General features: G+C 57.1%; 27 protein-coding genes and 1 pseudogene. 18 read left to right on the top strand and 10 right to left on the bottom strand.

The annotated features are described in order from the left end of the window. Window positions 1-73 precede the first annotated feature (73 nt). Both JW799_RS25465 and JW799_RS25460 read left to right on the top strand, forming a co-directional pair. Window positions 74-838, top strand: coding sequence for a histidine kinase (locus JW799_RS25465; protein WP_205432282.1), 765 nt, complete (start codon window positions 74-76; stop codon window positions 836-838). Window positions 839-866: 28 nt separating this feature from the next. Continuing rightward, window positions 867-1,802, top strand: a pseudogene (locus JW799_RS25460) (VanW family protein). Here the strand turns inward: JW799_RS25460 and JW799_RS25455 are convergent. Next, window positions 1,799-2,923 carry a hypothetical protein gene (locus JW799_RS25455; RefSeq protein ID WP_205432280.1) on the bottom strand — a complete coding sequence of 375 codons (1,125 nt, stop codon included), beginning with the start codon at window positions 2,921-2,923 and terminating at the stop codon, window positions 1,799-1,801. The pseudogene JW799_RS25460 and the gene JW799_RS25455 overlap by 4 nt on opposite strands. Before the next feature lie 81 nt (window positions 2,924-3,004). Further along, window positions 3,005-3,394: a WGxxGxxG family protein gene (locus tag JW799_RS25450; RefSeq protein ID WP_080838241.1), complete on the bottom strand. Its 390-nt coding sequence runs from the start codon at window positions 3,392-3,394 to the stop codon at window positions 3,005-3,007. 211 nt (window positions 3,395-3,605) lie between these two features. Here JW799_RS25450 and JW799_RS25445 point away from each other — a divergent pair, with 211 nt between their 5' ends. The 8 genes from JW799_RS25445 (at window position 3,606) to JW799_RS25410 (ending at window position 10,364) form a co-directional block, all read left to right on the top strand. Next, on the top strand, window positions 3,606-4,451 hold the full coding sequence (locus JW799_RS25445; protein WP_080838243.1) for an MBL fold metallo-hydrolase: 846 nt from the start codon (window positions 3,606-3,608) through the stop codon (window positions 4,449-4,451). Window positions 4,452-4,611: 160 nt separating this feature from the next. Then, entirely contained in the window at window positions 4,612-5,265 is a 654-nt protein-coding gene (locus tag JW799_RS25440) for an HAD family hydrolase (RefSeq protein ID WP_205432278.1), read from the top strand. 262 nt (window positions 5,266-5,527) lie between these two features. Continuing rightward, window positions 5,528-6,151 carry a hypothetical protein gene (locus JW799_RS25435; RefSeq protein ID WP_205432277.1) on the top strand — a complete coding sequence of 208 codons (624 nt, stop codon included), beginning with the start codon at window positions 5,528-5,530 and terminating at the stop codon, window positions 6,149-6,151. Between the two features lie 47 nt (window positions 6,152-6,198). Then, window positions 6,199-6,552: a hypothetical protein gene (locus JW799_RS25430; RefSeq protein ID WP_080838253.1), complete on the top strand. Its 354-nt coding sequence runs from the start codon at window positions 6,199-6,201 to the stop codon at window positions 6,550-6,552. Window positions 6,553-6,745: 193 nt separating this feature from the next. Next, window positions 6,746-7,387, top strand: a complete 642-nt coding sequence (locus JW799_RS25425; RefSeq protein ID WP_205432276.1) for a hypothetical protein — start codon at window positions 6,746-6,748, stop codon at window positions 7,385-7,387. A 43-nt stretch (window positions 7,388-7,430) separates the two neighbouring features. Beyond that, window positions 7,431-7,916 carry an NUDIX domain-containing protein gene (locus tag JW799_RS25420; protein ID WP_080838258.1) on the top strand — a complete coding sequence of 162 codons (486 nt, stop codon included), beginning with the start codon at window positions 7,431-7,433 and terminating at the stop codon, window positions 7,914-7,916. Window positions 7,917-8,039: 123 nt separating this feature from the next. Then, the gene (locus tag JW799_RS25415) at window positions 8,040-9,188 is read left to right on the top strand and encodes an NAD-dependent epimerase/dehydratase family protein (protein WP_205432275.1); all 1,149 of its coding nucleotides are present in this window, start codon (window positions 8,040-8,042) and stop codon (window positions 9,186-9,188) included. A gap of 18 nt (window positions 9,189-9,206) precedes the next feature. After that, window positions 9,207-10,364: a glycosyltransferase family 4 protein gene (locus JW799_RS25410; protein ID WP_205432274.1), complete on the top strand. Its 1,158-nt coding sequence runs from the start codon at window positions 9,207-9,209 to the stop codon at window positions 10,362-10,364. Between the two features lie 125 nt (window positions 10,365-10,489). On the opposite strand, the gene JW799_RS25405 is transcribed toward JW799_RS25410, so the two are convergent. Continuing rightward, window positions 10,490-11,413 carry a sugar phosphate isomerase/epimerase family protein gene (locus JW799_RS25405; RefSeq protein WP_205432273.1) on the bottom strand — a complete coding sequence of 308 codons (924 nt, stop codon included), beginning with the start codon at window positions 11,411-11,413 and terminating at the stop codon, window positions 10,490-10,492. A 266-nt stretch (window positions 11,414-11,679) separates the two neighbouring features. Between JW799_RS25405 and JW799_RS25400 the strand changes: the two genes are divergently transcribed. Further along, window positions 11,680-12,441 (top strand): DUF1361 domain-containing protein, encoded by a 762-nt coding sequence (locus JW799_RS25400; protein WP_205432272.1) that lies wholly within the window; start codon window positions 11,680-11,682, stop codon window positions 12,439-12,441. 99 nt (window positions 12,442-12,540) lie between these two features. Here the strand turns inward: JW799_RS25400 and melA are convergent, their stop codons facing one another. After that, window positions 12,541-13,839, bottom strand: a complete 1,299-nt coding sequence (melA, locus tag JW799_RS25395; protein ID WP_205432271.1) for an alpha-glucosidase/alpha-galactosidase — start codon at window positions 13,837-13,839, stop codon at window positions 12,541-12,543. Between the two features lie 139 nt (window positions 13,840-13,978). On the opposite strand from melA, the gene JW799_RS25390 reads away from it, so the two are divergent. From JW799_RS25390 to JW799_RS25380, 3 genes are all read left to right on the top strand, one after another. Next, window positions 13,979-14,824, top strand: a complete 846-nt coding sequence (locus JW799_RS25390) for an AraC family transcriptional regulator (RefSeq protein WP_205432269.1) — start codon at window positions 13,979-13,981, stop codon at window positions 14,822-14,824. 73 nt (window positions 14,825-14,897) lie between these two features. Next, a complete protein-coding gene (locus tag JW799_RS25385) occupies window positions 14,898-15,485 on the top strand; it encodes a zinc ribbon domain-containing protein (protein WP_080838275.1) in 588 nt (195 codons plus the stop codon). 264 nt (window positions 15,486-15,749) lie between these two features. Further along, window positions 15,750-17,441 (top strand): PucR family transcriptional regulator, encoded by a 1,692-nt coding sequence (locus JW799_RS25380; RefSeq protein ID WP_205432267.1) that lies wholly within the window; start codon window positions 15,750-15,752, stop codon window positions 17,439-17,441. An 80-nt stretch (window positions 17,442-17,521) separates the two neighbouring features. Here the strand turns inward: JW799_RS25380 and JW799_RS25375 are convergent, their stop codons facing one another. The 6 genes from JW799_RS25375 to JW799_RS25350 all read right to left on the bottom strand — a co-directional run bounded on the left by JW799_RS25375 (window position 17,522) and on the right by JW799_RS25350 (window position 19,418). Then, window positions 17,522-17,638 carry a sporulation protein YjcZ gene (locus JW799_RS25375; RefSeq protein WP_080838281.1) on the bottom strand — a complete coding sequence of 39 codons (117 nt, stop codon included), beginning with the start codon at window positions 17,636-17,638 and terminating at the stop codon, window positions 17,522-17,524. Between the two features lie 113 nt (window positions 17,639-17,751). Then, window positions 17,752-18,135, bottom strand: a complete 384-nt coding sequence (locus JW799_RS25370; RefSeq protein WP_205432265.1) for a spore germination protein GerPE — start codon at window positions 18,133-18,135, stop codon at window positions 17,752-17,754. Beyond that, complete coding sequence (locus JW799_RS25365; protein ID WP_275901487.1) at window positions 18,132-18,338, bottom strand: spore gernimation protein GerPD; 207 nt, start codon at window positions 18,336-18,338, stop codon at window positions 18,132-18,134. Before JW799_RS25365 ends, JW799_RS25370 begins: the two co-directional genes overlap by 4 nt. Further along, window positions 18,335-18,970, bottom strand: coding sequence for a spore germination protein GerPC (gene gerPC / locus JW799_RS25360; protein WP_080838287.1), 636 nt, complete (start codon window positions 18,968-18,970; stop codon window positions 18,335-18,337). Before gerPC ends, JW799_RS25365 begins: the two co-directional genes overlap by 4 nt. 62 nt (window positions 18,971-19,032) lie before the next feature. Continuing rightward, complete coding sequence (locus JW799_RS25355) at window positions 19,033-19,251, bottom strand: spore germination protein GerPB (RefSeq protein ID WP_240353404.1); 219 nt, start codon at window positions 19,249-19,251, stop codon at window positions 19,033-19,035. After that, complete coding sequence (locus JW799_RS25350; RefSeq protein WP_338026370.1) at window positions 19,248-19,418, bottom strand: spore germination protein; 171 nt, start codon at window positions 19,416-19,418, stop codon at window positions 19,248-19,250. Before JW799_RS25350 ends, JW799_RS25355 begins: the two co-directional genes overlap by 4 nt. Before the next feature lie 210 nt (window positions 19,419-19,628). Between JW799_RS25350 and JW799_RS25345 the strand changes: the two genes are divergently transcribed. The 4 genes from JW799_RS25345 (at window position 19,629) to yidD (ending at window position 23,044) form a co-directional block, all read left to right on the top strand. Continuing rightward, window positions 19,629-20,117 carry a hypothetical protein gene (locus JW799_RS25345; protein ID WP_080838294.1) on the top strand — a complete coding sequence of 163 codons (489 nt, stop codon included), beginning with the start codon at window positions 19,629-19,631 and terminating at the stop codon, window positions 20,115-20,117. A gap of 82 nt (window positions 20,118-20,199) precedes the next feature. Continuing rightward, window positions 20,200-20,400, top strand: a complete 201-nt coding sequence (locus JW799_RS25340; protein WP_080838297.1) for a hypothetical protein — start codon at window positions 20,200-20,202, stop codon at window positions 20,398-20,400. A 282-nt stretch (window positions 20,401-20,682) separates the two neighbouring features. Then, window positions 20,683-22,617 carry a copper amine oxidase N-terminal domain-containing protein gene (locus JW799_RS25335; RefSeq protein WP_176220840.1) on the top strand — a complete coding sequence of 645 codons (1,935 nt, stop codon included), beginning with the start codon at window positions 20,683-20,685 and terminating at the stop codon, window positions 22,615-22,617. Between the two features lie 175 nt (window positions 22,618-22,792). Continuing rightward, on the top strand, window positions 22,793-23,044 hold the full coding sequence (gene yidD, locus JW799_RS25330) for a membrane protein insertion efficiency factor YidD (protein WP_205433093.1): 252 nt from the start codon (window positions 22,793-22,795) through the stop codon (window positions 23,042-23,044). The last annotated feature ends 391 nt before the right edge of the window (window positions 23,045-23,435 follow it).

The raw sequence follows: 23,435 nt of genomic DNA, 5'->3' as shown, positions 1-23,435 counted from the left end.
GAACCCGCCCGGGCCGCGTCGAAACCATACGTCGAGGCGGGCAGAAGCTTGCCGCAAGCCCACGGGAGGAAAAATGCGTTCGTATTGGCTTTGGCTGATTTTCTTGATCGCGGCGTGGCTGGGGGCGATGCTGCACATTTATCCGCTAGAACGCGAGATCGCATGGCGCTTGCTGCTGAGCGCCATGTTTTTTGCCGTTTACTTTCTTTTGCCGTTAATTCGGGAAAGGCCGGCGCTGTTGACGTTCGCAACGAGCCTTGCGGCTTTGCTCGCCGCCGTCGCGCTCTGGCCCGCAGCCGACGGTCCTCCGAATCCGTACCCGCTCATCTTGTTCGCGCTGCTTGTCGGCCATGCGGCATACAGCCTGAAGTCCGCCGGGGCGGCGGTCGCGGGCGCTTTTGCCGTCCTGGCAGCGTTTTTGCCGGTTTTGGCCGGTTATCCGAGCCTGCCGCTCCTCTTTCTCGTTTTATTTACGGCGATTTCCGCTGTCGCTCTGATCCAATTTCGCGTTTTGCTTTCCGAGCGGGAGGAGACGGCCGCGCGCGGCGAAGCGCTGCTAAGCGAATACCGGCGGTTGAAGCGCAGGCTGATTTCGGATGAAGAAGCGGCCAGGCAGGAGGAACGGGCTTATGTCGGACGGGAAATCCACGATTCCGTCGGACACAAGCTGAGCGCCTTGCTTATGCAGCTTGAGGTTTACCGGTTGAAGTCCGGCGGGGAAACCCGAGAGATGCTGACGCAGTTGAAAGGACTGGCCAAAGAAAGCCTGGAGGAAACGAGAAACGAAATAAAGGGAAATGAATGGAAGGCAGCCGTTTGGGAAACCGTATCGTTGTGATTATCCTAACGAAAGGTGCTATCCGAAATTGAAATGGTTAACGATATCCTGGGCGCTGCTCCTGCTTTCCGCGCCGCTTCCCGACAGTTTCTCGATCCGGTACAAGGAACAAATCGTGGAAAACGTCAAGCGTGCCGACTACGAATTATTGCCCGCCCTGCCAATCGTCGACCCGGAAAAATTCGAGCGGCTGCTTGAACGTCTGCACGAGCGCGTCTACGAACGGCCGCAAAATGCCACGATCGGCGAGAGCGGGCAAATTGTGCCGGAAAAAGTCGGTTACAGGCTGGATCGCAACCGATTTGCCGAAAAATTTTACGATTCGCTCTTCGGCAGCGGATCTCCCTCGATCGAAGTGCCGCGGACGGCGGTTTATCCGCGGGTCGACAGCGAGCTGCTGGCGCCGCTTCGAGAGAAGCCGATCGGCCACTACGTCACCTATTTTAATTCGCGAAACAAAAACCGGTCCCACAACATCGGCCTGGCCTCCAAAGCGATCAACAACACCGTCGTGTTCCCGGGGGAGACGTTTTCCTTCAATCGGGCCGTCGGCATTCGCACGATCTCGAGAGGATATTTGCCCGCGCCGATTATCGTGCGGGGCGAATTGTCGTAAGGGATCGGCGGCGGCATTTGTCAAGTATCCTCCACGCTGTTTAATGCGATCGACCGGGCGGGACTTACGATTGTCAAACGCTATTCGCATAGCCGGAACGTCCCCTACGTGCCGCCCGGTCGGGATGCCACGGTTAGCTGGGGCGGACCGGACTTCGTTTTCCTCAATCCGTACAATCAGCCGGTTCTGATTCGTACCTTTACGGGAGGGGGCCGGGTTTTCGTCACGGTATACTCCTCCGACGAAATCGAATATTCGCCGCGAGAAGTGCCTGGAATTTCCGAGCGGTTGCCTGAAGAGATCAAGCAAGAGAAGCCCGCCGGGAACCGGAAGATTGCGAGTCATTAGGCGGGATCCGCGGTCATCTCCCGCAGGCGCCAAGGCGATAACGGCGACTGCCGGAAATAGGCGAAACGGAACACGAGGTCCGATTTTTCGCGATTGCGGTACACGACGGCTTTCCATTCGGCACAGGCGTTCAGCGCGCCGTCTTCCGTCTCCTTCGGCCCGGCGTCCTCCGTCCGAATGGCGGTCACGGCATTCAATTCCCGAATGAGGGACGAAGAGCGTTCCTTCGGCATTCCCTCGGTCAGAAGCCGGACGATTTCCGCTTCCCGATGGTTCGCCGCCTCGATCATGCTTTGGGCAAGCAAGGCGGGCCCGGACGATTCGAAATACGGCCGCAACCGCCCAGCGGCTTTGAGAATCATCAATTGGTGGGCGGGGTCAGGGGAGTCGGACCGCTGCGTCGTGCTGTGCAAAAAATGGATGCAGAAATGGCCGGAAAAGCCGTTTTCGGGAATGCCGTCGCCGCCGTGCGGCATGCCGTTCATCGAAGCTGCGACATTTCGGCCGTTCGCGGAGACGATGACGGCTTTCCGTTTCCAGCTCCAGCGGTTTTGATATATTTTTTTCATGACGGCCGTGTCTTCCCTGGTCAAAGGCTGTACGTCTGCATGCGTTCGTCCGGCGCGGCGTTGAACCCGAAACGTCAAACCGGTTTCCGCGTCCCGAACTTGAAAAGTGCTCTTAAGCGGGAAGAACGATTTGGCTTCTTCCCATGAAAGAAGCTCGCCGTAGTGGCGTTGCCGAAGCTTCAGGGCTTCGTTGCGCAGCTTGTCCGACCATTTCTCCGGAAGGAGGAACCGCTTTCCTTCGGCATCGCTCCATAAATTTCCGGTTATGTCCAAACGCAACGCCATCGGAAGCGAAACTTCCGTCTCTACATAAACGTCCGTTAAAAGCGGAGCAAATTCCGTTTCCGCGGCGGCCGCATGCTTCAGCGCTTCGGCTAAATCGCGATCGCTCAGTTCGAGCCGGGTCGCGAATGCGGCTTCGGGACTTGTGCGCACGCTCAACGCGACGCTTGCCGCACGCGTTTCGGAACTTTGCGCATGAAGCGACGATGCCGGCGGAAAACCGAAAAAAATCGCAGCCGACACAAGCAACGGAAAAATCCGTTTCGTCATCACGATCCTCCTTGTTTTTCGCAAGAACACCCCCGAATCGACGGATCGGGAGGTGTTCTTTCATCCGTTATTGATTGACGTTTACGTGCGATCCCGCTCGGGATTGCGGCTGCGCATGCCGAGCAAGCCGAACAATCCGAGCAAACCAAGCCATCCCCAGTTGTTCCCGGCGCGGTTTGCGGCAGCTCTCGTCCGGTAATTTCCGCCGTTCGCAAAGCCGTCGTTCGCCGTGCCGTTCGTCGTCCCTCTGGTCGTATAGCCGTTGCCCGGCACGGTCGTGCCGGTATAGCCGGTATTCGGAACGACCGTTCCCGCGCCGGTTCCGGTTCCCGTGTAGGTACCATGGACTCCCGGTCTAGTCATCGTGCCGTTGGTGCCCATCGAATGAGTCGTTCCTTCCGCGACTGCAGGAACCGTCAGCATCAGGGAAATACCGGCCACCATCAGGCCGCTTGCCACCTTTTTGTTCATCTGTCGTCTCCACCTACTTGTTTTTATTTGTTCCTTGCATTAAGATTTCGTCTTTTTCGCTCACTTATGTATCGCAGCCTTTTCGAAACTCCTTCCAATTTATTGTCGATCCGGAAAGGATAACAACCGGAGCGAAAGGGGACGATAAACGGGCGAAAATCGTTTGCGGACCCGAGCGAACGGGGAAGGGCTGCAAAAGGGGGAAACATAAATGGATAAGGAAATGTCATACGGCGAGGACTACCGCTTTTTGCCTTTTACGTCTATAAAAAACGGAACGGGCCTGGAGGTCGGGCCGGATCTGTTTTGCGAAACGGTCCAGATCGTCAACGTCGTTTTCATCGGGAAGCCGGGCGGCGAGTGGGTGCTGGCGGATGCGGGAATGCCGCAATCGGCGGCCCAAATTCGGGCGGCCTGCCAACGGCGATTCGGGGAAAACGCCAAGCCGCAAGGGATCGTTTTGACCCATGGCCATTTCGATCATGTCGGCGCGATCGTCGAACTGCTCGACGAGTGGGATGTTCCGGTTTATGCGCATGAACTGGAAATGCCTTTTTTGACGGGACGGCAATCGTACCCTCCGCCCGATCCGGCCGTCGAAGGCGGGCTGGTCGCCAAGCTGTCCTCTCTTTTTCCCGTAGAACCCGTAAATCTGGGAACCCGGGTCGAAAACCTGCCGATGGACGGATCGATTCCCGTGCTTCCGGAGTGGCGATGGATTCATACTCCCGGTCATACGCCGGGGCATATCTCGCTGTTCCGGGAGCGGGACCGCGCTTTGGTCGCGGGAGACGCGTTCGTGACGGTTCGCCAGGATTCGCTCTTGAACGTATTTACACAGCAGCCGGACATGAGCGGCCCCCCAAGATATTTGACGACCGATTGGGAGGCTGCCCGCCAATCCGTGCGCAAGCTGCGGGATCTTCAACCGCAATCGGCCATTGCCGGTCACGGCATGCCGATGGAAGGCGAGCGACTGGCAGAGAGTCTGCGAAAATTGGCCGAGGAATTCGATTCGGTCGCCGTACCCGACTATGGGAAATATGTAAAGCACTAGGCTACTTGCGAAAATGATTCGCTTGAATCGGGGTCATCCGGATATCCGGCTGGCCTTTTTACTTTGAAGATGAAACTCTCCCGTTTTTCCAGGTCCCGATTATGCTATGATAAAGGACAAGGATGGAAAAAAACCGGATCTCGGATCGCAAGGAGACACAATGCATCGGATAAAAGGCATTATGTTCGATATGGACAATACGCTGCTTCGCTCGGCCATCGATTTTCCGGAGATGAAGCGGGAGATTTACGCTTTTTTGGCCGGCCACCGGCTTCTGGACGAGGATTGTGCGTTCCAGCGGGAGACGTCTTCGACGCTAATTCGGCAGGCTCGTCAGACGGGCCGGTTGACGAAAGAACTGGAAGAGGAAACCTGGGCGATCGTCAGGAAGCACGAGGTGAAGGGGATGGCCGGCGCCGAATTGGAGCCGGGCGTCAGGGAACTGCTCAACGGACTCGTCGGCTGCTATCGTTTGACGGTCGTCACGAACAACTCGGAGGAAGCGGCGCGTGCCGCATTGGCCGAAAACGGCATTCTCTCTTTTTTCGATCTCGTTGCGGGCCGGGAACGAATGGCCATGCTGAAGCCGTCGCCCGACGGTTTTGTCTACGTTCTCGAAAGTTATCCGGATATACCGGCTTCGGAGTGGATTTCCGTCGGCGACTCCTGGATCGACGGCAAGGGGGCGCAGGAGGCGGGCATCCGGTTTGTCGCGTATGGGACCGATATCGCCAAAATGAGGGAATCCGGCGTCGAACCGGACGGCAAAATCGATCATATCGGCCAGTTGCTCGATTTTTTGGCGTCCGGATAACGTCCCGGGTCCGCTCGCCTGCAAACGTGCGAGAGTGGAGGGGGTTGGCGGTCATGAGAAAAGAAGTGAAGCTGATGTTCGAATCGGCGATCGTCTCGGTTTTGGCTGTCGTCCTATTGGCGGTTTGCTTGGCAATACGTGGATATCTTTTGACAAAATCCTATAAGCCGGGCTTGTTTTATGATTATGAAGAGATAACCCAACTTTCCGGCCGCGTTGTGATCGCGTGGAACCGGCCGTTCGATTGGGGGAGATTTGCCCTTTGGTTTTTCCTGTTTTTCGTTATCTATTATTCGATCCGATTGCTATGGATAAAAGTACTTCGGAAAAGACGATAAAAGCTGGGGGCGGGATGGTTGAGAAGCGCTTTAAACGTAATGGGCTTCGTTTTGCTAGGCTTCGGTCTGTTATTGGGATTGGCGGGCAAAAATTTGGTCTTGATCTTCGGGGACTATTTTGCGGCCTAACGCTGCTGGCATTATCCAGAATCATCAAGCTGGTCGAACCGTTGCACAATCAGGCGCTGCATATTCCTTTCACAACGAGCCAACTGCTCGCGATCTTGCATAAATCCCCGGCCTTTTCCGTCGACTCGCCTCATTTTGAAGTTTACCCGAACAATGAAATCCCGTATCCGCTTCCGCTGCTGGATGGCGAATATTATATTCGAGCCAAAGTTTTCTACAGCTACCTGAGTCAGGAGGGAAGCGCTTATACGTTCTCTTTGCCGGACGCGAGGCCTGAAACGCTTCATTGCTCTTACTCGTATTACAATGGCGCGGACTTATTTTCCGTGAACGATCAAGTGTACGTACGACTGAGAAAATTGGGATTAACGCCGAACATGGTCGGAAACAAAGCCGTGCTTGAACGTACGGCTAACTGATTAGATGAATGCATATGTAACGCATAAAGACGAAAGGTGATTTCGTAATGACAGAGCCCTTGTTCGAGCTTATCTTGCAGGAAATCGGTTCGGAGCTCGCTCCGCAAGGTTTTCAAAAAACGAAACAGCAGCATCAGCCCCAACTTTCCGATACGCGTTACGCCGTATTTGACGGCACGGACAAACTCGTGCGGGTCATTTGGGACGGAAGGCAGCGTACGCTGGCAGTACGCGTGTACGCTAAACGGAAATTTTTATCCAAGCTTGCCAAAGTGCTGATCGGTCAAAACGATACCGAAAAATTGGTCAACGAAACGACGATTCGGTACGCGGAAATGAGCTCGATGACCGACGAGCAAATCGTCCGGCAATGCGTCCTGGCCGCGCGAACCGGAAAATAGCGCTTTGGGACGCTAAATCGAACCGCCTAAATCCGCATTGACAAAAAAACGAAGGTTCATCATAATATAGGAAAAGATGTTCGGGAAGCACCCTTACAAAGCCAAACACGCGGCGTGTTGCTTTGCTGGGGTGCTTTTGTTGTCAAAAGCCGCGGAGCGAAGAAGTCCTTGTATTCCGAATAGGGGGATCCGGTTGGAACACTTGCTGATCCAGGTGCTAGACGAAGTGAAAAAGCTGGGCGGCCGGATGGATTCGCTCGACTGCAGCATGGAAACGATGAATAGCCAATTCGTTTCGATGGATAGCCGCATGATTTCGATGGATAGCCGCATGATTTCGATGGAAAGTCGCATGATTTCGATGGAAAGTCGCATGATTTCGATGGAAGAGGACATAACATCCTTTCGCGGAGAAGTTTATCGACGTTTCGATGAGATGGATATGCGTTTAGACAGCGTGGACACGCGACTGGACAGTATGGATATGCGTTTAGACAGCGTGGACACGCGACTGGATAGCATGGATATGCGTTTAGACAGCGTGGACACGCGACTGGATAGCATGGATATGCGTCTAGACAGTGTGGACACGCGACTGGACAGTATGGATATGCGTTTAGACAGCGTGGACACGCGACTGGACAGTATGGATATGCGTTTAGACAGCGTGGACACGCGACTGGACAGTATGGATATGCGTCTTGACCGTATCGAGCGTAAGCAGGACGCCATATACGAGGAAGTCGTCCGTAATTCCGAAACGCTGACCGTTGTGAAAGCGTCTATTCGCCAAGCGAACGAATATTTGGCGGATTCTCCGTTCAAATCGTCTTGACGTCCCGTTCTCAACCGATGTGGATAAGTTAGGAGGTGCTAAATTGCCGCATGTCAGAATTCGCTGTACGGGATTGATCGTCAAAAAGGATGCCGTCTTGCTGGTCGAATACGACGATAACGGCGTTCATTATAATTTGCCGGGAGGAGGACTGGAGCCGGGGGAAACGATCGTCGAAGGCGTCGCGCGGGAAATACGGGAAGAAACGACCGCGGAAGTGGAGGTTGGGCGGCTTGCGCTCGTGTACGAAATGGCTCCGCATAAGCAGTCCGGCGATTACGGGCGCGATGAAAAACATGGTCTCCATCTCATTTTCGAATGCGCTCTGAAAGAAGGCTCGGAGCCAAAGCTGCCGCCGCTGCCGGACCCGCTTCAGTCCGCGGTAAAGTGGGTTCCCGTCACGGAGCTGGATTCCGTTTTGCTTATCCCCAATATTGCGCCTCAACTAATAAGCTATCTGACGGGAGACAACCGAGACGCCGTGTTCGTCGAAGACTATCGGTTGGAGCGGCTTCGAATCGAAACTTGATATCCGAAGTCTCAAACGTTCAGAACGCCGTTCCGCCTGATTTCATCTGCATTTAATAATCGAATGTTACGCTAATGATGGACGTTCACTATTATTCAGATTCCCTGGGAGGTTTTTGCGTACATGAGAATCGTCGTCGCAGGCGGAGACGGATTTTGCGGTTGGCCTACCGCCCTTTATTTATCCCGAAAGGGACATGAAGTCACGATCGTCGACAGCCTCGTTCGCCGCAAATGGGACGAGGAGCTTCGTTCGAATTCGCTGACGCCGATCGCCTCGCTCGAGGACCGGATCGCCCGCTGGAAAGAGCTTACCGGGCGGGAAATTCAATTGTACATAGGGGATTTGAATCATTATGACTTTTTAAGAACGGTACTTGCGCAAACCCGGCCCGAAGCGTTCGTGCATTTCGCGGAACAGCGTTCCGCCCCCTATTCGATGATCGACCGGGAACACGCCGTATTTACCCAAGTGAACAACGTGGTAGGCACGCTTAACGTCATCTATGGGATCAAGGAGGTCGTGCCGAACTGCCATCTGATCAAGCTCGGAACGATGGGGGAATACGGAACGCCCAACATCGATATCGAGGAGGGCTACATTCGGATCGTTCATAACGGCAGGGAAGATGTCCTGCCCTACCCGAAACAGCCGGGTTCCATGTACCACCTTTCCAAAGTTCACGACAGCCACAATTTGATGTTCGCCTGCCGGGTTTGGGGGCTGAGGGCAACCGATTTGAACCAGGGGGTCGTTTACGGACTGCATACCGACGAAACGCAGATGGATCCTCTGCTGGTCAATCGTCTAGACTATGATGGGGTGTTCGGCACCGCGCTTAACCGATTCCTTATTCAAGCCGCCATCGGCCACGATTTGACCGTTTACGGCGAAGGCGGCCAAACGCGTGGGTTTCTGAACATTCGCGATACGATCCGCTGTATCGAGATTACGGCTGAAAATCCCGCGGAAAGCGGCGAATTCAGGGTGTTCAACCAATTCACGGAGGAATTTTCCGTGTTGGACCTTGCGGAGAAGGTACGGAGGGTTGCGGAGCGGGAAGGCTTGAACAGCCGCATCGTCCATTTGGACAATCCGCGCGTCGAGAAAGAGAAACATTACTATTTCGCGAAAAACACGAAGTTGAAGGATTTGGGTCTCGAGCCTCATCTGCTGACGGACGAAGCGCTGCTCGACATTTTACAAACGGCTATCAAGCATAAGGACCGCGTGCTGACGGAAAACGTTCTGCCCAAAGTAACCTGGAAATAGCGAAAGGAGGAAGCGCGGATGAAGATCGCCATCGTGACCGAAACGTTCCTCCCCTCGACGGATGGCATCGTGACCCGTCTCCTCGCGACCGTCCGCTGGCTTCGGGATCAGGGGAATCAGATTACGGTCATCGCGCCCGACCTTGGGATAAGCGAATATGACGGCATAAAAGTCGAAGGCATTCCCGCCCGTCCCTTCTTTTTGTATCCCGACAAGGAGCTGGCGATGCCCAGCCGCCGGGTCGGCGCCATCCTGCGCCGAATTCAGCCAGACCTGCTGCATGTCGTGAACCCGGCCGTGTTGGGGGTGGCGGGAATTTATTATGGCCGCAAGCTGCGCTTGCCCTTGGTCGCCTCTTACCATACACAAATCCCGAAATACGCCGATTATTACCGGCTTCCGTTTCTGAAGCCGATCTTGTGGACGTGGCTTCGCCTGCTTCACAACCGCGCCGACCTCAATTTGTGCACCTCCAAATCCGTGCAGGAGGAGCTGATCGCGCAAAAATTCCGCAGCGTCCGACTGTGGAAACGAGGCGTCGACACGGCGCGGTTCGGGCCGCAGCATCGGAAGGACAGCATGCGTCTGCGCCTGTCCGGAGGAAAGCCGGCTTCGACCATCCTGCTCTATGTCGGCAGGCTCGCCGCCGAAAAAGGCATCGAACGGATTCGGGAAGTGCTGGCAAGCTCCCCGGGCACATGCCTTGCCCTTGTCGGCGACGGACCGCATCGTCCTTATTTGGAGCGCTATTTTCAAGGGACGAATGCGGTGTTTGCCGGGTTCATGCACGGAGAGGAGCTGGCGCAAGCTTACGCTTCGGCCGACCTTTTCGTTTTTCCGTCCACGACCGAAACGCTCGGTCTTGTCATCCTGGAAGCGATGGCGTCCGGGCTTCCGGTCGTAGCCGGCCGCAGCGGCCCGACGTGCGAGCAGATCGAAGACGGAGTAACGGGCGTGCTGTTTGATGCGGACCGGCCGAGAGGCATGAAGGAGGCGGTCGATCGACTCGCGGGCGACGCCGATTTGCGGCAACGAATTTCGCGCGGCGCTGCCGAACTTGCGAGCCATGTAGGCTGGGACGAGCCCTCCGAGCAGCTTCTCGGCTACTATCGGCAAGTGCTTCAAGGGGACTTGCGCAAAGCCCCCAGCCCATCGGTTGACACGCGCAGTCCCTGACTCAAGGACTAAACCGGGAATACAGACGGCATATCAGATCCTTTCGGCTCTCGACGCCTATTTGGCAAAGATCGATTTGCAAAGATTCTGAACCGTGTATGCGGAATGTGCAGCTCCCGGGTCGCTTACGATCGTTCCTCTTCCCAGGCGCGGATTTGCCGAACGAAGGTTTGAAGCAGCTCGCGCGAGCCGTACGTTCGGCTAAAATCCTCGACGCCAAGCCAGCCGTCGTAGCCGACGGATTTCAGCGCGGACAGCACGCGCTTCCACGGGACGATACCGCTTGCGATCGGCCGCCAGTCGCATTTCCATTCTGCCGGCGCGAGCGGATCGGGTTCGGCTTCGCCGCCGGAGGCGGCGGCCGCAAAGGGCATAGTTTCGCCGCTCTCCGAGAGCGCGACTTGCGCCCAGGCGGCATTTTTGACGTGCACATGAGCAAGATAGGGGCCGAGAACCTCGACGCCAAGCCGCCATTCTTCCATTCCTTCGTGAATCATGTTGCCGGGATCGTACAGCACCCCGAAACGTTCCGGCGAGTATCGGGATACGAGGCGCCAAGCCGCCGACGCGCTCGCCGCGATCGTACCGTGATGCGTCTCGACGAGCGCTTTGACGCCGTAATCGCGGGCCAGCTCGTCCACCTGATCCATGTAGGCATACGCCGCCTCCAGTTGTTCCGGATAGCGGACCCGCTCGTTATAGGCGGGCACCCCGATGCGGACCATGCCGCACCCGAGAGATGCGGCGAGACGGAATCTCGCTTCGGTCTCCTCGACATCCCCGCACGTCAAATACGGTACGAGGGCGAGATTCGTCAGGCCGCTGGCCGATGCCAGGTCGCGAATGCGCGCCGCCTGCTCCTCCGAAGCGTCCGGCGGGATCGTACAGCGGTTGTTGCCCCAGAACGAAGGCGGCTCGGCCATTCGTTCCGGAGGCGTTTCTTTGCATCTCCATTCGACGCCCTGGATTCCGGCGGCTCGGGCAACGGCGCACAGCTCGGCCGGCTCCAGATCGGGAGTTGCCACGGTAAATACGGACAGCTTGAACAAGGCGAACACGCTCCTTCAGCTTTTTGGCTATCGATTGGAAAAGCAATATATACCGACTAATGAATTCTAGTGAATTCGGTTACATTCTAGCACACGATCCGTTCGGCGGAAGCGCCGGAACGAAAGGGCGTAACGAGAGTCAACGTCTCCCCGCATCATCTTTTTCCCGGTCAATTCGGACGGCGTTCCGTTTTGCCGCAACTTTTTTCCAGGATATCAAGTATGATATGATACCGGGATGAAGCTGAAAAAGGAGGTGCGCGCCGATGAGCCGCCAAACGCGCCATGCGTCGATCGGAGGGGCATTGGGCACCCCCATTTTGCTCGTGTTGACGGGCACTTCGTTTCTTTGCCTGCTGCTGCTGATCGTACGGGCCAATCAATTGGAACTGGATTTCATCAAACATCGTTTTCTGCTGTGGAACTTGTTTTTGGCGTGGATTCCGCTGTTCGTTTCGATGGCGACCATGAGCCTGGAAAGACGGAGGAGAAGCGGCAAGCCCGGCTTCGCGTTTTTCCTGTTGGCGATCGTCTGGCTGCTGTTTTATCCGAATGCGCCCTATTTGACGACAGATCTTATCCATCTGATCGCCGACCCGAATTACATTTGGTCGAAAATCAACGAGTCGCTGCTCGTCTGGTACGATCTCGTCATCTTTTTTATATTTTCCTGGGCTGGGTTGCTGCTCGGTTATTTGTCCATGCGTCAGTTTCACCACATCATTCGCCATTACGGCGGTCCCGTCGCGGGCTGGGCGTTTATATTCGCGACGTCGTTTCTGGGCGGATTCGGGGTTTATCTCGGCAGGGTCGTCCGCCTGAACAGCTGGGACGTTCTTTTTAGCCCGTTTCGCCTGATCGAAGGCGTGCTGGGAGGCCTCGATCATCGCGGAGCGATTTTCACCCTCTTGTTCGGCATGCTCATTCTGATCGTTTACTTGTCGCTGTACGGTCTAGGCTCGTTGACGATGCAAACGCCCAAAAGCGCGAGGCCCGATCCGGAGCCGGCCGGCGGGAACGAACCGTAAGCCGCGTTTCGAGAATCGAAGCGTCGTCTTAAGCCATAAAAGAGAAGCGCCGTCCGCGATGCCCGAGAGGCAACGGGGCGGCGCTTTTTTCGGGCGGGCTCAACGGAAGGCGGGAAGCCAGTTGCCGTGCGCTTCGATCAAATCGTCGCAAAGCGAAAAGATATCGTCGATCGACAGCTCGGCCGACGTATGCGGATCCAGCATGGCCGCGTGGTAAATATGCTCCTTCTTGCCGGTACGGGCGGCTTCCAGCGTCAACAGCTGCGTGTTGATGTTCGTCCGGTTAAGGGCGGCCAATTGCGGCGGAAGATCGCCGATATAGGTCGGGTTGATTCCGCTCGTGTCGACCAGGCACGGCACTTCGACGCAAGCTTCCTTCGGCAGGTTTGTAATGAGCCCCGTGTTCATGACGTTGCCGCCGATTTTGAACGGGACGTTCGTTTCCATCGCTTCGAAAATATAGGAAGCGTATTCGTGCGACCTTTCATGCGTCAGATTGCGGTCGTTGACGAGCGATTCGCGCATGTCCTTCCATTTGGCGATCTGCTCGACGCAGCGGCGCGGATATTCGTCAAGCGGAATGTTGAAGCGTTCGATCAATTCGGGGTAATTGCGCTTAATAAAATAAGGATGGTACTCGGCGTTGTGCTCCGACGATTCCGTGACGTAGTAGCCGAAACGCAGCATCAGTTCGAAACGGACCATATCGTGATGCTTTTCCTTTTGCTTTTCGGCCGCCCTGCGCTTGATCTCCGGATATAAGTCTACGCCGTCCTTGGTCGCTTCGAGCAGCCACGCCATATGGTTGATGCCGGCGATCTTCGTTTTGACGCCTTCCGTCGAAAGTCCGAGCGCCTCGAACAGATGCGGGACGCACACCTGCACGCTGTGGCACAGGCCGACCGTTCGGACGCCGCCGAGGGTAATCATCGCGTTCGTCAGCACGGCCATCGGATTCGTATAGTTCAAAAACAACGCGTCCGGGCAGACGTCCTGAATATCCCGCGCGAAATCGAGCATGACCGGGATCGTGCGAAGGTTGCGGAAAATGCCGCCGATGCCGACCGTATCGGCGATCGTTTGACGCAGGCCGTATTTCTTCGGAACTTCGAAGTCGGTAATCGTGCACGGGTCGTATCCGCCGACCTGAATCGCGTTGACGACGTATTTGGCTCCGCGCAGCGCCTCGCGCCGGTCGCCGTACGCCTTGATGACGCAGGTGCTGCCGACGGAAGCTTTCAGGTTGTTCAACATTTGCTCCGAGTCGGACAGCCGCTCGGCGTCGATGTCGAATAGCGCGATTTCAAAGCCTTGAAGCGACGGAGTCTGCAAACAGTCTCCCAGTACATTTTTGGCGAAAACGGTGCTCCCCGCACCGAGAAAAGCGATTTTGGACATGATCGACACCCTTTCGGATTTTTCGCTTGTGAGAAGGCCTTCTGCGTTCTAGAATAGAGGAATAAGCCTCGTTTCGGATATGGATGGAAGCGATGTCTATATGGAATTTTGTAGTCAGGTGAGCGGAGGCGATGGGCTGATGAAACCCTTTTCGGAGCGAATAGCCGTCAATCCTAATCCGGGCGAAAACGGGGAGATGACCGTCCTGTTTTCCGGCGTGTCGCAAACGAAACCGGATCACCGCCTGGGTCCCCAGGTGCTGGATTATGCGCTTGTGCATGTCGTCGAGGAAGGCAAGGGCTATTTCCGTTGCGGAGAGACCGAATACGAGCTGGGGCCCGGCGATTCTTTTTTCATCCTTCCCGGCGTTATTCACTCGTACCGTTCCGATTCGGAAACCCCATGGAAGTACCGCTGGATCGCCTTCCGGGGACCCGCGCTTCCCGGCTGGCTGCGGCGCGCCGGCATCTCCCCGGCCCGCCCGGTCATTCGGCAGAAGGACGAGGCGCCGCTGGCGCCGCTGGCCTCGGCCGAGAGCGCCTTCCGGCGGGGCGGGGCCGCCGCCGATCTCGAGGCGGAAGGCTGGCTGCGGCTGGCCTTTGCCTCGTGGGCGGAAGCGAACGGGGAGAATCGGCCGTCTGCCGATGGAGTCGGGAAATCGGGCGTCCAGGCGCGGGAGGCCGAGCGGGCGGCTCTCTGGCTTCAGGCGCAGTTGGGGCAGCCCATCACGATCGAACGGATGGCGAAGGAATTGGGCTACCACCGGACCCATTTGTCCAAGCTGTTCCGCCAACAGTTCGGGATGCCGCCCGTCCGCTATTTGCAGAAACTGCGACTGGAGCGCTCGCGGGCGCTGCTGCGCGAGCCGCTCACGGTCGAGGAAGTCGCGGCCGCCGTCGGCTATGCGGATCCGCTTTATTTTTCCAAATCGTTCAAGCGGCAGTACGGCGTCACGCCTACCGACTACCGGAAGGGAAAGGCTTGAAAATCCGGCTTGCGGAACCATGACGAGCGGGCTTTCGTATGAGATAATAAGAAAAAGCTAGGAGGCGTTCACGATGAGCATATTCAAAAAAATTACCGAAACCGTGAGCAAAGGGGTATCCACCGCGACGGAAAAGGCTCAGCAAACGGTTGAAATTACAAAGCTGCATACGCAAATCGCCAACAAACGAAAAGAAATCGACAAGAAACAGGCCGCGATCGGCGAGGCGGTGTTCGGCGCCTACCTCGAGAAGGATCTGTCCAAGGCGGAGCAGTCGATCATCCCGATCTGCGAGGCGATCGTAGGCATCCGCAGGGAAATAAGCGCGCTCGAAGACCGCATTCGCGAGCTCCGCAACGAAAAGGAGTGCGAATGCGGACAGAAAGTCGAGTTCGACACGAAGTTTTGCCCGGCGTGCGGGCGGAAATTCGAAGAGCCGGTTCATGCGGCCGCCGAAGTGGTCGACGCGTCGCCGGAGCGGGAGCAGGCCGCGCTCCCCTTGGAAGAAGCGCGCGAAGACGAGATCGAGCCGGCCGATGCCGGGCCGGCGCAGGAAGTCCTTTCCGTCGAGACGGAGAAACGTTGCGCCCGGTGCGGCGAACCGTTGGCGGCGGAGGCCAGGTTCTGTCCGAGCTGCGGAAACGCCGCAGAGCCGGCGTAAACGATAGATATCGTAACGTCATTTCCGGTCACCCTTTGGGGTGGCCGGTTTTTTTTGTTGCGATTCCGAAATTTATACCGGCTTATGCGCAATATTTTGAAGACATTTCAACAAATATGTTATAAAATATTACATTAAGATAGAGAAAAAAAGAATATCCCGTTTTGTGTTACGATTAATGACACAGAGAAATCGAAGCGCTGGGGGGAGCTAGTGTGTCGGTTTATTTAAAACTGGGTCTATGCACGCACAGGAGGGACAGGGATGGCCGCAATGCCTCGAAAGGAAACCGCATCCGGCAGCAAACCGGAACATGCCTCGTTGACCGTCAAAGAATTGCTCATGCTGCCGCTGCTTAAGCAGGCGAAGCTAATCGCCGGGGAAAGGGGCGTATCCGCCGCGATTACCCGGATCAGCTTGCTGGAAACGGCGGACGTCTCGCCTCGGGTTCGCATGGGCGAGCTGCTTCTTGCCGGCGGAGCGATGCTGCGCGAACAGTCGGACCGTTTCCGGCAGATGATCCCGGACCTCGTTCAACGCGGTTGCGCCGCCATCGGGTTCAAACCGGATCGCCCTTCCGGCGAGCTGCCGAAGGAAGTCGCCGAGGAAGCGGCCATACATGGATTGCCGATCGTCGAATTGCCGTACGCCTTGTCCTTTTCGGATTTGGTTCGATCGGTCATGGAACGGCTGCTCGCGCAGGAATCGGTTCAGTTGACCGAATTGCAGGGCCGAATTCACCATATGACACGCCTGCTTCTGGACGGAAACGGGCTGTATGCCTTTTTGGACGCGATGGAAAATATGCTCGGCAATCCCGTTGCAATCGTCAGGGATCAGGATAAGCCATGGCTTTCCGAAAGCTTGCGAAGCGCCGATGCGGTCGAAGTATGGCCCTTCGTGCAAATGCTGGCGGGCCGTCATGCCGGGAAGCTGTCAAGCGGCGGCTTTACGCTGATGCAGAATGTCTGCCGGGTATACGCGAGTCCGGTGCCGGCCAGCCGCTTCAAGCCGGCATGCCTCGTGCTTTTGGAACGCAACCGGGAAATTCAGCCGCTTGACGTCGTGACGGTCGACCGGCTCGCGTCGCTGACGGGTCTCGAACTGGCGAACGTGGAGGCGGTTCGCGAGGTGGAGGGGAAGTACGTCGACCAGTTTCTCCAGGATTGGCTGTCGGGCAAGCTCGTTTCCGAGCAAGACTGGAAGCTTCGGGCGGAGGTGTGCGGCTGCTCGCTGCCGGAGGAGACGCCGTTGTGCGCCGTGCTCGCGGGATTCGGCGAAGGGGAGCAGTCCCAGGAGAAGCTTAGGGAAATGGCGCGGAAAATTCGCTCGGAACGCCTGCAGGCGGCGGATTCCGTCTTGTCGGCGCCGGTCGGCGCCGACCTGGTGCTGATCGTGCCGGTGCCCGATACGGGCCGGCTCGAAGCGCGAGCCGATATAACGGAATCGGGCGTGATGCAGCGGCTGCATGACGAATTGCGGCAGCTTCTCGGGGAAGAAAGCCTTCGATTGTTCGCGGGCCGCCCGGCGGAACGTCCGGAACAGCTGTCGGCAAGCTTGTCCCAGGCCAGGAGGGCGAGGCAGGCGGCGGACGTTTGCGGACTGGACGGGAATATCGTGACTTACGACCGGCTTGGCGTCTATTCCCTGCTTTATTTGATTCCTTCGAGCGAGGAACGGGATCAATTTTTGCAGCGCTTTTCGATTCCGCTTCAGCATGCCGACAAGCGCGGCGGGGGACGGCTCGTGGAAACGCTGGAGATGTTTTTCCGCTGCAACGGCAACATTAAGCTGACGTCGGAGAAGTTGTACGCGCACTACAACACGGTCGTCTACCGGCTCGAGAAAATTCAGAACATTCTCGGCATTTCGTTGGACGATCCGGAGGACCGGCTTCAACTGCAGTTATCGCTCAAACTGTGCCACATCACGCCCGGAGGAGCGGGAACGGGTTGAAAACGACGACGGCCGAGAGCCTTGCCGGATGCATTCGGCAAGGCTCTCGGCCGTCGAACGGACGGATTATGATGAGCCGCTTACCAGCAGGCGCGAAGGATGATGACGAGCAAAATAAACAGAACGAGGGCGAATGCAGCCGCTCCCATGCCGCCATATCCTTGGCCGTAACCTGCTCCTGCAACCGGGTAACCCATAGCGATAACCTCCCGCATTAGTGTGTGTGATGGCGTATCACAATGTCAGCATATGCGGCAGGCGGACGGCGACCTGTGCGTTTGCACCGGTCGGAACGTCCTTGCTTCGAAAATCAGCGGATGACCCGGTCGTTGAAATGCCGGATGTGCAAAACGCGCGCCAACGCGTCATGAGGTCCCCCGCACCCTACGCGAAAGATGGAGGACGTGGAGACGCCAAGCACGGAAACGCGGCCGACGCGAATCGCCCCGTCATCCGATGCGGTCGTAACGGCGACGTCAAGCGGTTCGCCGGGCTTGGGCCGCGGCAGGAAAAAAAGCGGGTAAGAAGCAAACTTCACTTCGTCGCCTTCGAAATTCGGCACGGCCCGCTGAACGGCAATAACCCGGTTGCGCTGATCCGACTGCCGTTTCGTATCTCCGAATTGGACGATTCCCGCCTGCGAGACGGTGTTGACGAAGACGCGCTTGACGACCGAGGTGCGGCACGCGATCATTCGGTTTCCTCTTCGGGGAGCGCGGGCAGCGGCGCGAGAGGGCCGACGATGACGGATTCGGGCGGCGTGTCGAAATAGGAGTACAGCGTCAGCGATTCGGTATCCCCGACTAGCAGCGAGGAGGAACTGGAAATGCCGACGACGCGGATCGATCCGACCGTCACCGGACCGTTTCGCACGTTCATTTCCATGCTTGGCGTCATTCCGTCTCATCCCCCTTGCTTTCGCTTTTTCCATTCATCCCGTTCAAATAGGCGGATATCGCCGCTTCGATATCGCGTTTCGTTTTTTGCATGACCGAATCCTTCCAGCCTTGCTTCTCCGCATCGGTTCCGTTTGCGGGATACCGAACGTTTTTCGCGTAATAATGGACCCTCGGATTCAGTTGCGACTTGATGTCTTTCACGATCAATTTCCGGTGCGCGCCGTCAAGCGGAACTCCCATGCGATCCGATAGTTCGTCGAGCATCGCCGGCGCCTCGCTGTCCATGTAAGTAGCGGCTTCTCTCTGCAGGGCGCGGATTTGTTCGTCCTCCGCGTCGCCTCCGTTTGCGGGCGCCGTCCACATGCCGGGCGCCGATACGTCGAACGATTCCGGGGCTTGCATGCCCTGGGGCGATAACCCGATGTTCAGCGTCCCGTCCAGCCGGGAAACTTTCAATTGATCGAAATGATACTCCACATGGACCGGCGGCGTTTTTTTCAGCTCCTGCATTTCGTTTTGCATGGCTTGAAGCTGATTGCGAAGCTCCTCCAGCCGCTGCTCCAGATTGCGGATATGCTGAACGCACGCTTGCCATTGGGCGGGGGAGGGGCCGTACCAAAAGTTCGTCATGTTCCTTCCTCCTTTGCCCCCCACTGATCTCCTGACCCGACGCTGTCAAAAGCTCGCTGTCGCTAGCTTGGATTCGGAAGCGGGACGAACGAAATCTCCTGCGCCCCCTCGCCCGCTTCGCCCAACGGAGCGGCAGGGCCGGTATATCCGCCCATATTGTACAGCTGCGAAAGCGATTGAATGCTGCCCGCGCTGCCGATTTGCAAAACCGAGGAGTTCGTGACGGCATCCACGCGCAGCTGCTGAATCGTGATTTGCTGATGAACATTCCACTGGATCATGTTGCGACACCGCTGTTTCCGCCGACCTTATTTTCGCTGGAGTCCTGAATGTCCTCGTCATTCGTATTGGTTGCGCTGATGGCGTTGTTCGTCCGCGACAGGTCGCCGGTGACGAACGATCCGGCCCCCGCGTACGACTTGGAATTGCTGGACGGGCTGTTTTGCAGGTTATCCCGAACTGCACGATCGCTCCCGAGCCGACGCTCAAAATTTTAACGGCTCCGACGATGGATGGCATGGGCGCAACGACTCCTTTGCAGGGATCATGCTGCATTGTATGAAGGCGAATGCCCATGGGTTCATGGACAAGCAGTCTGGAACGGAGACGTCGAGCCGGGCATAGGATGACTGGAGGCTCCGCGTTTGGAGGGAAGACGATGAGTTCCTTTTTTGATAGCGGCCCGCTCCCGGATTTTAAGGAAATCCAAAAGTGGCTCGGAAAAGATTTGCCCTGGAAGCTGGCCGAACAATGGGACAAAGCCAATGACGGCTCGTGGCTGAACGACTATATCCAATCGGTGTTGCGGAAAGCGCGAACGGGCGCGGACGCGGGAACGGGCACGAACGCGGGAACCGGAATGGAAAAAAAAGAAACGCTGCGGACTGATGTGTCGAAAAACGACAAATTTGTGACGGTTCGAATTTGGCTGCCCGCGAATGCCGCCCTCAAAGACGTTCGTTTGTTCGCCGCCCCGGACCGGGTCAAATTGACCGGACTGCCGAACGGCCGGAAACATGCGGTAAAATTGCCCGCGCTCGTTCTGCCGCGATCCGGAAAGGCCGACTGGAATGAGGGAAAGCTGCAGGTGCGGTTCCGGCGGCGCCCGCCGCAACGCGACGAAGTGGAATTGTTCATCCGCGAATGAACCGTTATAATCGAGCTTAAGGCGTCCGCGACGGGAGCATGGGCCGGGACGGACCGAAGACGTGCCAGGGAGGATCGGAATAGTGGAAATAACGGACGTATCCTATGTTTCGTTCGGGCTTTTCGTAACGGGAGTTTTGTTTATCCTGCTTGTCGGCTCGTTGCTGAGTCTGGGCGTGGTCAGCTTTTTTCAAAAACGCAACCGTCGGGGCGGACTTTACCTTGCGGGCTCGGCGTTGTCGTTTGTCGTCATGGTCCTCGTCGTGGACCGCTGGTTCGCCTGACGGGGATTTCCCGCCCGGGTCCGAATGCCTATGGACGGGCGGCGCTGTCCGGAGCTTTCCGGCTATTGCCAAGCCGGAGGGCTTCTTTCATGTGCGCGCGGGGAAGGGCGGAAGGCTGAAAGACATTCGATAGAAGAAGATTGCCAGAGTCTGCTGGCGGATTTTTCTTTCCGGCCGGCATCGCAACTTTTTGCGGGTTCGTTCGTCTACATCAACAACGTTTCTTTTTTAATGCCTATTCGTTATCGCCATCGAATCGAACCAAAGGAGTTATTGCGGATTATGAAGAAGAAAATGCTTTCCCTGCTTGTTTCGGCATCGCTGGCCCTGTCGGCCGTTCCGCTTGCCGGGGCCGAAGGCGCCGCTGCCGGAGGAAATACGCTAATTCTTTACACGGACACAACGGACGTATCGTTCAACGGAACTACATACACGGCCGCCCAACCGACCGTCATCAAGGCCGGCGTCACGTACGCCGCGTTCAGCATGATGGCGGCGCGCTACGGGTACAAAGTCAGTTACGACAGCGTCACCAAGGAATCCGTCGCGAAGCTGAACGACACGGAAATCCGGTTCAAAGCGGGCTCGACCACTTACAAAATCAACGGCGAAGCGAAAAGCGCCGCCGGCAAGCCCTACGCAAGCAACGGCTCGACGATGATTCCGGTCCGCGCCTGGGCGAACGCGACGGGCTCGACGCTTTCGGCGTCCCAAGGTCAATTGACGCTTGCCTGGAGCACGGCGCCGACCGCCAATTTCAAGGTGACCCCGGACGTCATTTACGCGAACCAGACGACGGTCAACTATACGAGCGAATCCGACAACCCGGAAAATATCGCGGGAGAGCATTGGGAAGGCAATCAGCCGGTCTTCGCCGAGCCGGGCATTTATACCGTAACGAGATCCGTCCAAGACTACGAAGGCAACTGGAGCGAACCGTATTCGGTGACGATTACCGTCCTCCCGGAAAACCAGCCCCCGGTCGCCTCCTTCACGACGGACAAAACCGTCTACAAAATCGGCGAACCGATCAAGTATACCGATTTGTCCACCGACGATGAGAACGCGATCGCGGAAACCGCCTGGGACAACAACAAAGCGGCCTTTTTCACCCCCGGCGAAAAGACGATCTCGCTTTGGGTAACGGACCGGCACGGGCTGATGTCCCAGGATGTGAAGACCATTACGGTCACCGATGAAGTCATGTATACCGAGGAGCAGTTCTACCAACGGTTTACGCCGGCCGGCGACAAGTATCCGATCGACGGGCAATCCGTGCTGAGCTTTGCCGCCGTTCCGTACACGTACAACGTTTCCGACCGTACGCTGATCGCTTCCAACAGCCCGGAGGAGATGGACCGGGAAGGCGTCCTGTACCGCGACACGATGAACGGGGATTTCCGGCTGTTCCTGTACCATATGAACAAATCCGCGGACCGCATGAAAATTTATTTGATCGCGACCAATGAAAACGACTACCCGGTGCTCGTCAACACGGGAGCGTTCGGCAAGGCGGGGCCGGACATTTACGGCTCGTGGACGGGCAAGCAGGCGGCGATCCGGTATTTGGATTCCGCGAAAATCGGGGAGTCCTCGACGACGACGCTCGCTCCGGGCGAAACGAGAGTGATGATCCCGGAGATCGGAAGCTCCGTTCTCAAACCCGGCCAAACCTATTCCGCGTACGCGGATCTCAGCACCTCGGCTTCGGTGAAATTTACGCTGGTCGCCATCAAGGAAAACCGCGAGCCGCTTGAGGCGCTGCCGACGCTTCCCGTCCTCAATCGCGATACGAAGCATATTCGCGGGACGTTTTTCGGCGCGGACCGCGACTTCCAAATTTCGACGGTGCTCGGCACCGAGCCGCAGCGCATTTTGTTCGGAGACAACAATCACGACCCGTCGCTCATCGGCCGCGACATGCTGAACGGCGTCTACGAGAACAACTGGGGCAACTACGGCGTCGTCTATCACACGGTCGTAACGGTCAAAGCGAATACGCTGATCGCGGCCAACGGCCGCGGGGGCGAATATTCGGGGGCGTTCCAGATCAACGGGACGGACGTTATCGTAGCGAACAACAGCATGCTCAAAAATCCGAACGAAGCCGCCGTTCTGTACCGGACGGGGCCTTACGACGAAGTCGTCGAAATCTCGTTCATTACGGCGCTCGGCTCTTATCTGCCGATGAATTTGCTCTTTATTCCGATCAAATAATCGTGCCGCGTTTCGTTTTCAAAGCCGCCCGTCGAGGGGCGGCTTTGTCGTCGTTGCGGGCGGCCGCCCGCTTGCCCGAAATCCGTTTCGCCGGTCGCGGCATTGACTTTGCCGAGTCCGATGGTTCATGATGAATAAAAACGAAACTGCGGATAGAGAGGAGGCGGGAGAAATGATGCGCCGGGCTTTGCAAGCACCTGTCGTCTTTTACCGGAAGTTCATTTCGCCCTTGAAGCCGCCCACTTGCCGGTTTTATCCGACCTGTTCCCAGTACGCGCTGGAAGCGCTGGAAACCCACGGCGCGGTCAAAGGAACGTGGCTAAGCGTCAAGAGAATCTGCAAATGCCATCCGTTTCACCCCGGCGGCATCGATCCCGTCCCTCCGAAGGGCGGATCGCGGTCTTCCGCGACGGGCAACACGCCGTAACCGCTTGACATTCGGGTTCCGAGTTCGGTATATTGGGGCCAATAGCATAACTTGCATATTTCCGTCGAAGGGATAAGTACGACTGAGCGGTCTGCCACAGAGAGCCGGAGCAGCTGGGAACCGGCGCACGACGCCTGCGGAAAATGGTCCTGGAGGAATCGCTTTCGAGCCGCGCGGCCGTATTCGGCCGGGGCGCGGTAAGGGGGCGACGCGGTTCCGGCGTTAACGGACTGCCGATCGGTTCGGCAGGCACGAGCCCCGTATGCTTCTGCAAGGCGTTGGGGGAAATTGGGTGGTACCACGTGAGCGCGCGCTCCCGTCCCATGCGGACGGGGGCTTTTGTGTTTTCCGGGGCCCCGGCGATCGACCGATTTCAAAGGAGATGAACGTT

The sequence above is a fragment of the Cohnella algarum genome, assembly GCF_016937515.1.
GTDB classification, from domain to species: Bacteria; Bacillota; Bacilli; order Paenibacillales; family Paenibacillaceae; genus Cohnella; species Cohnella algarum.
This window is presented reverse-complemented; position numbering and strand designations above follow the sequence as displayed.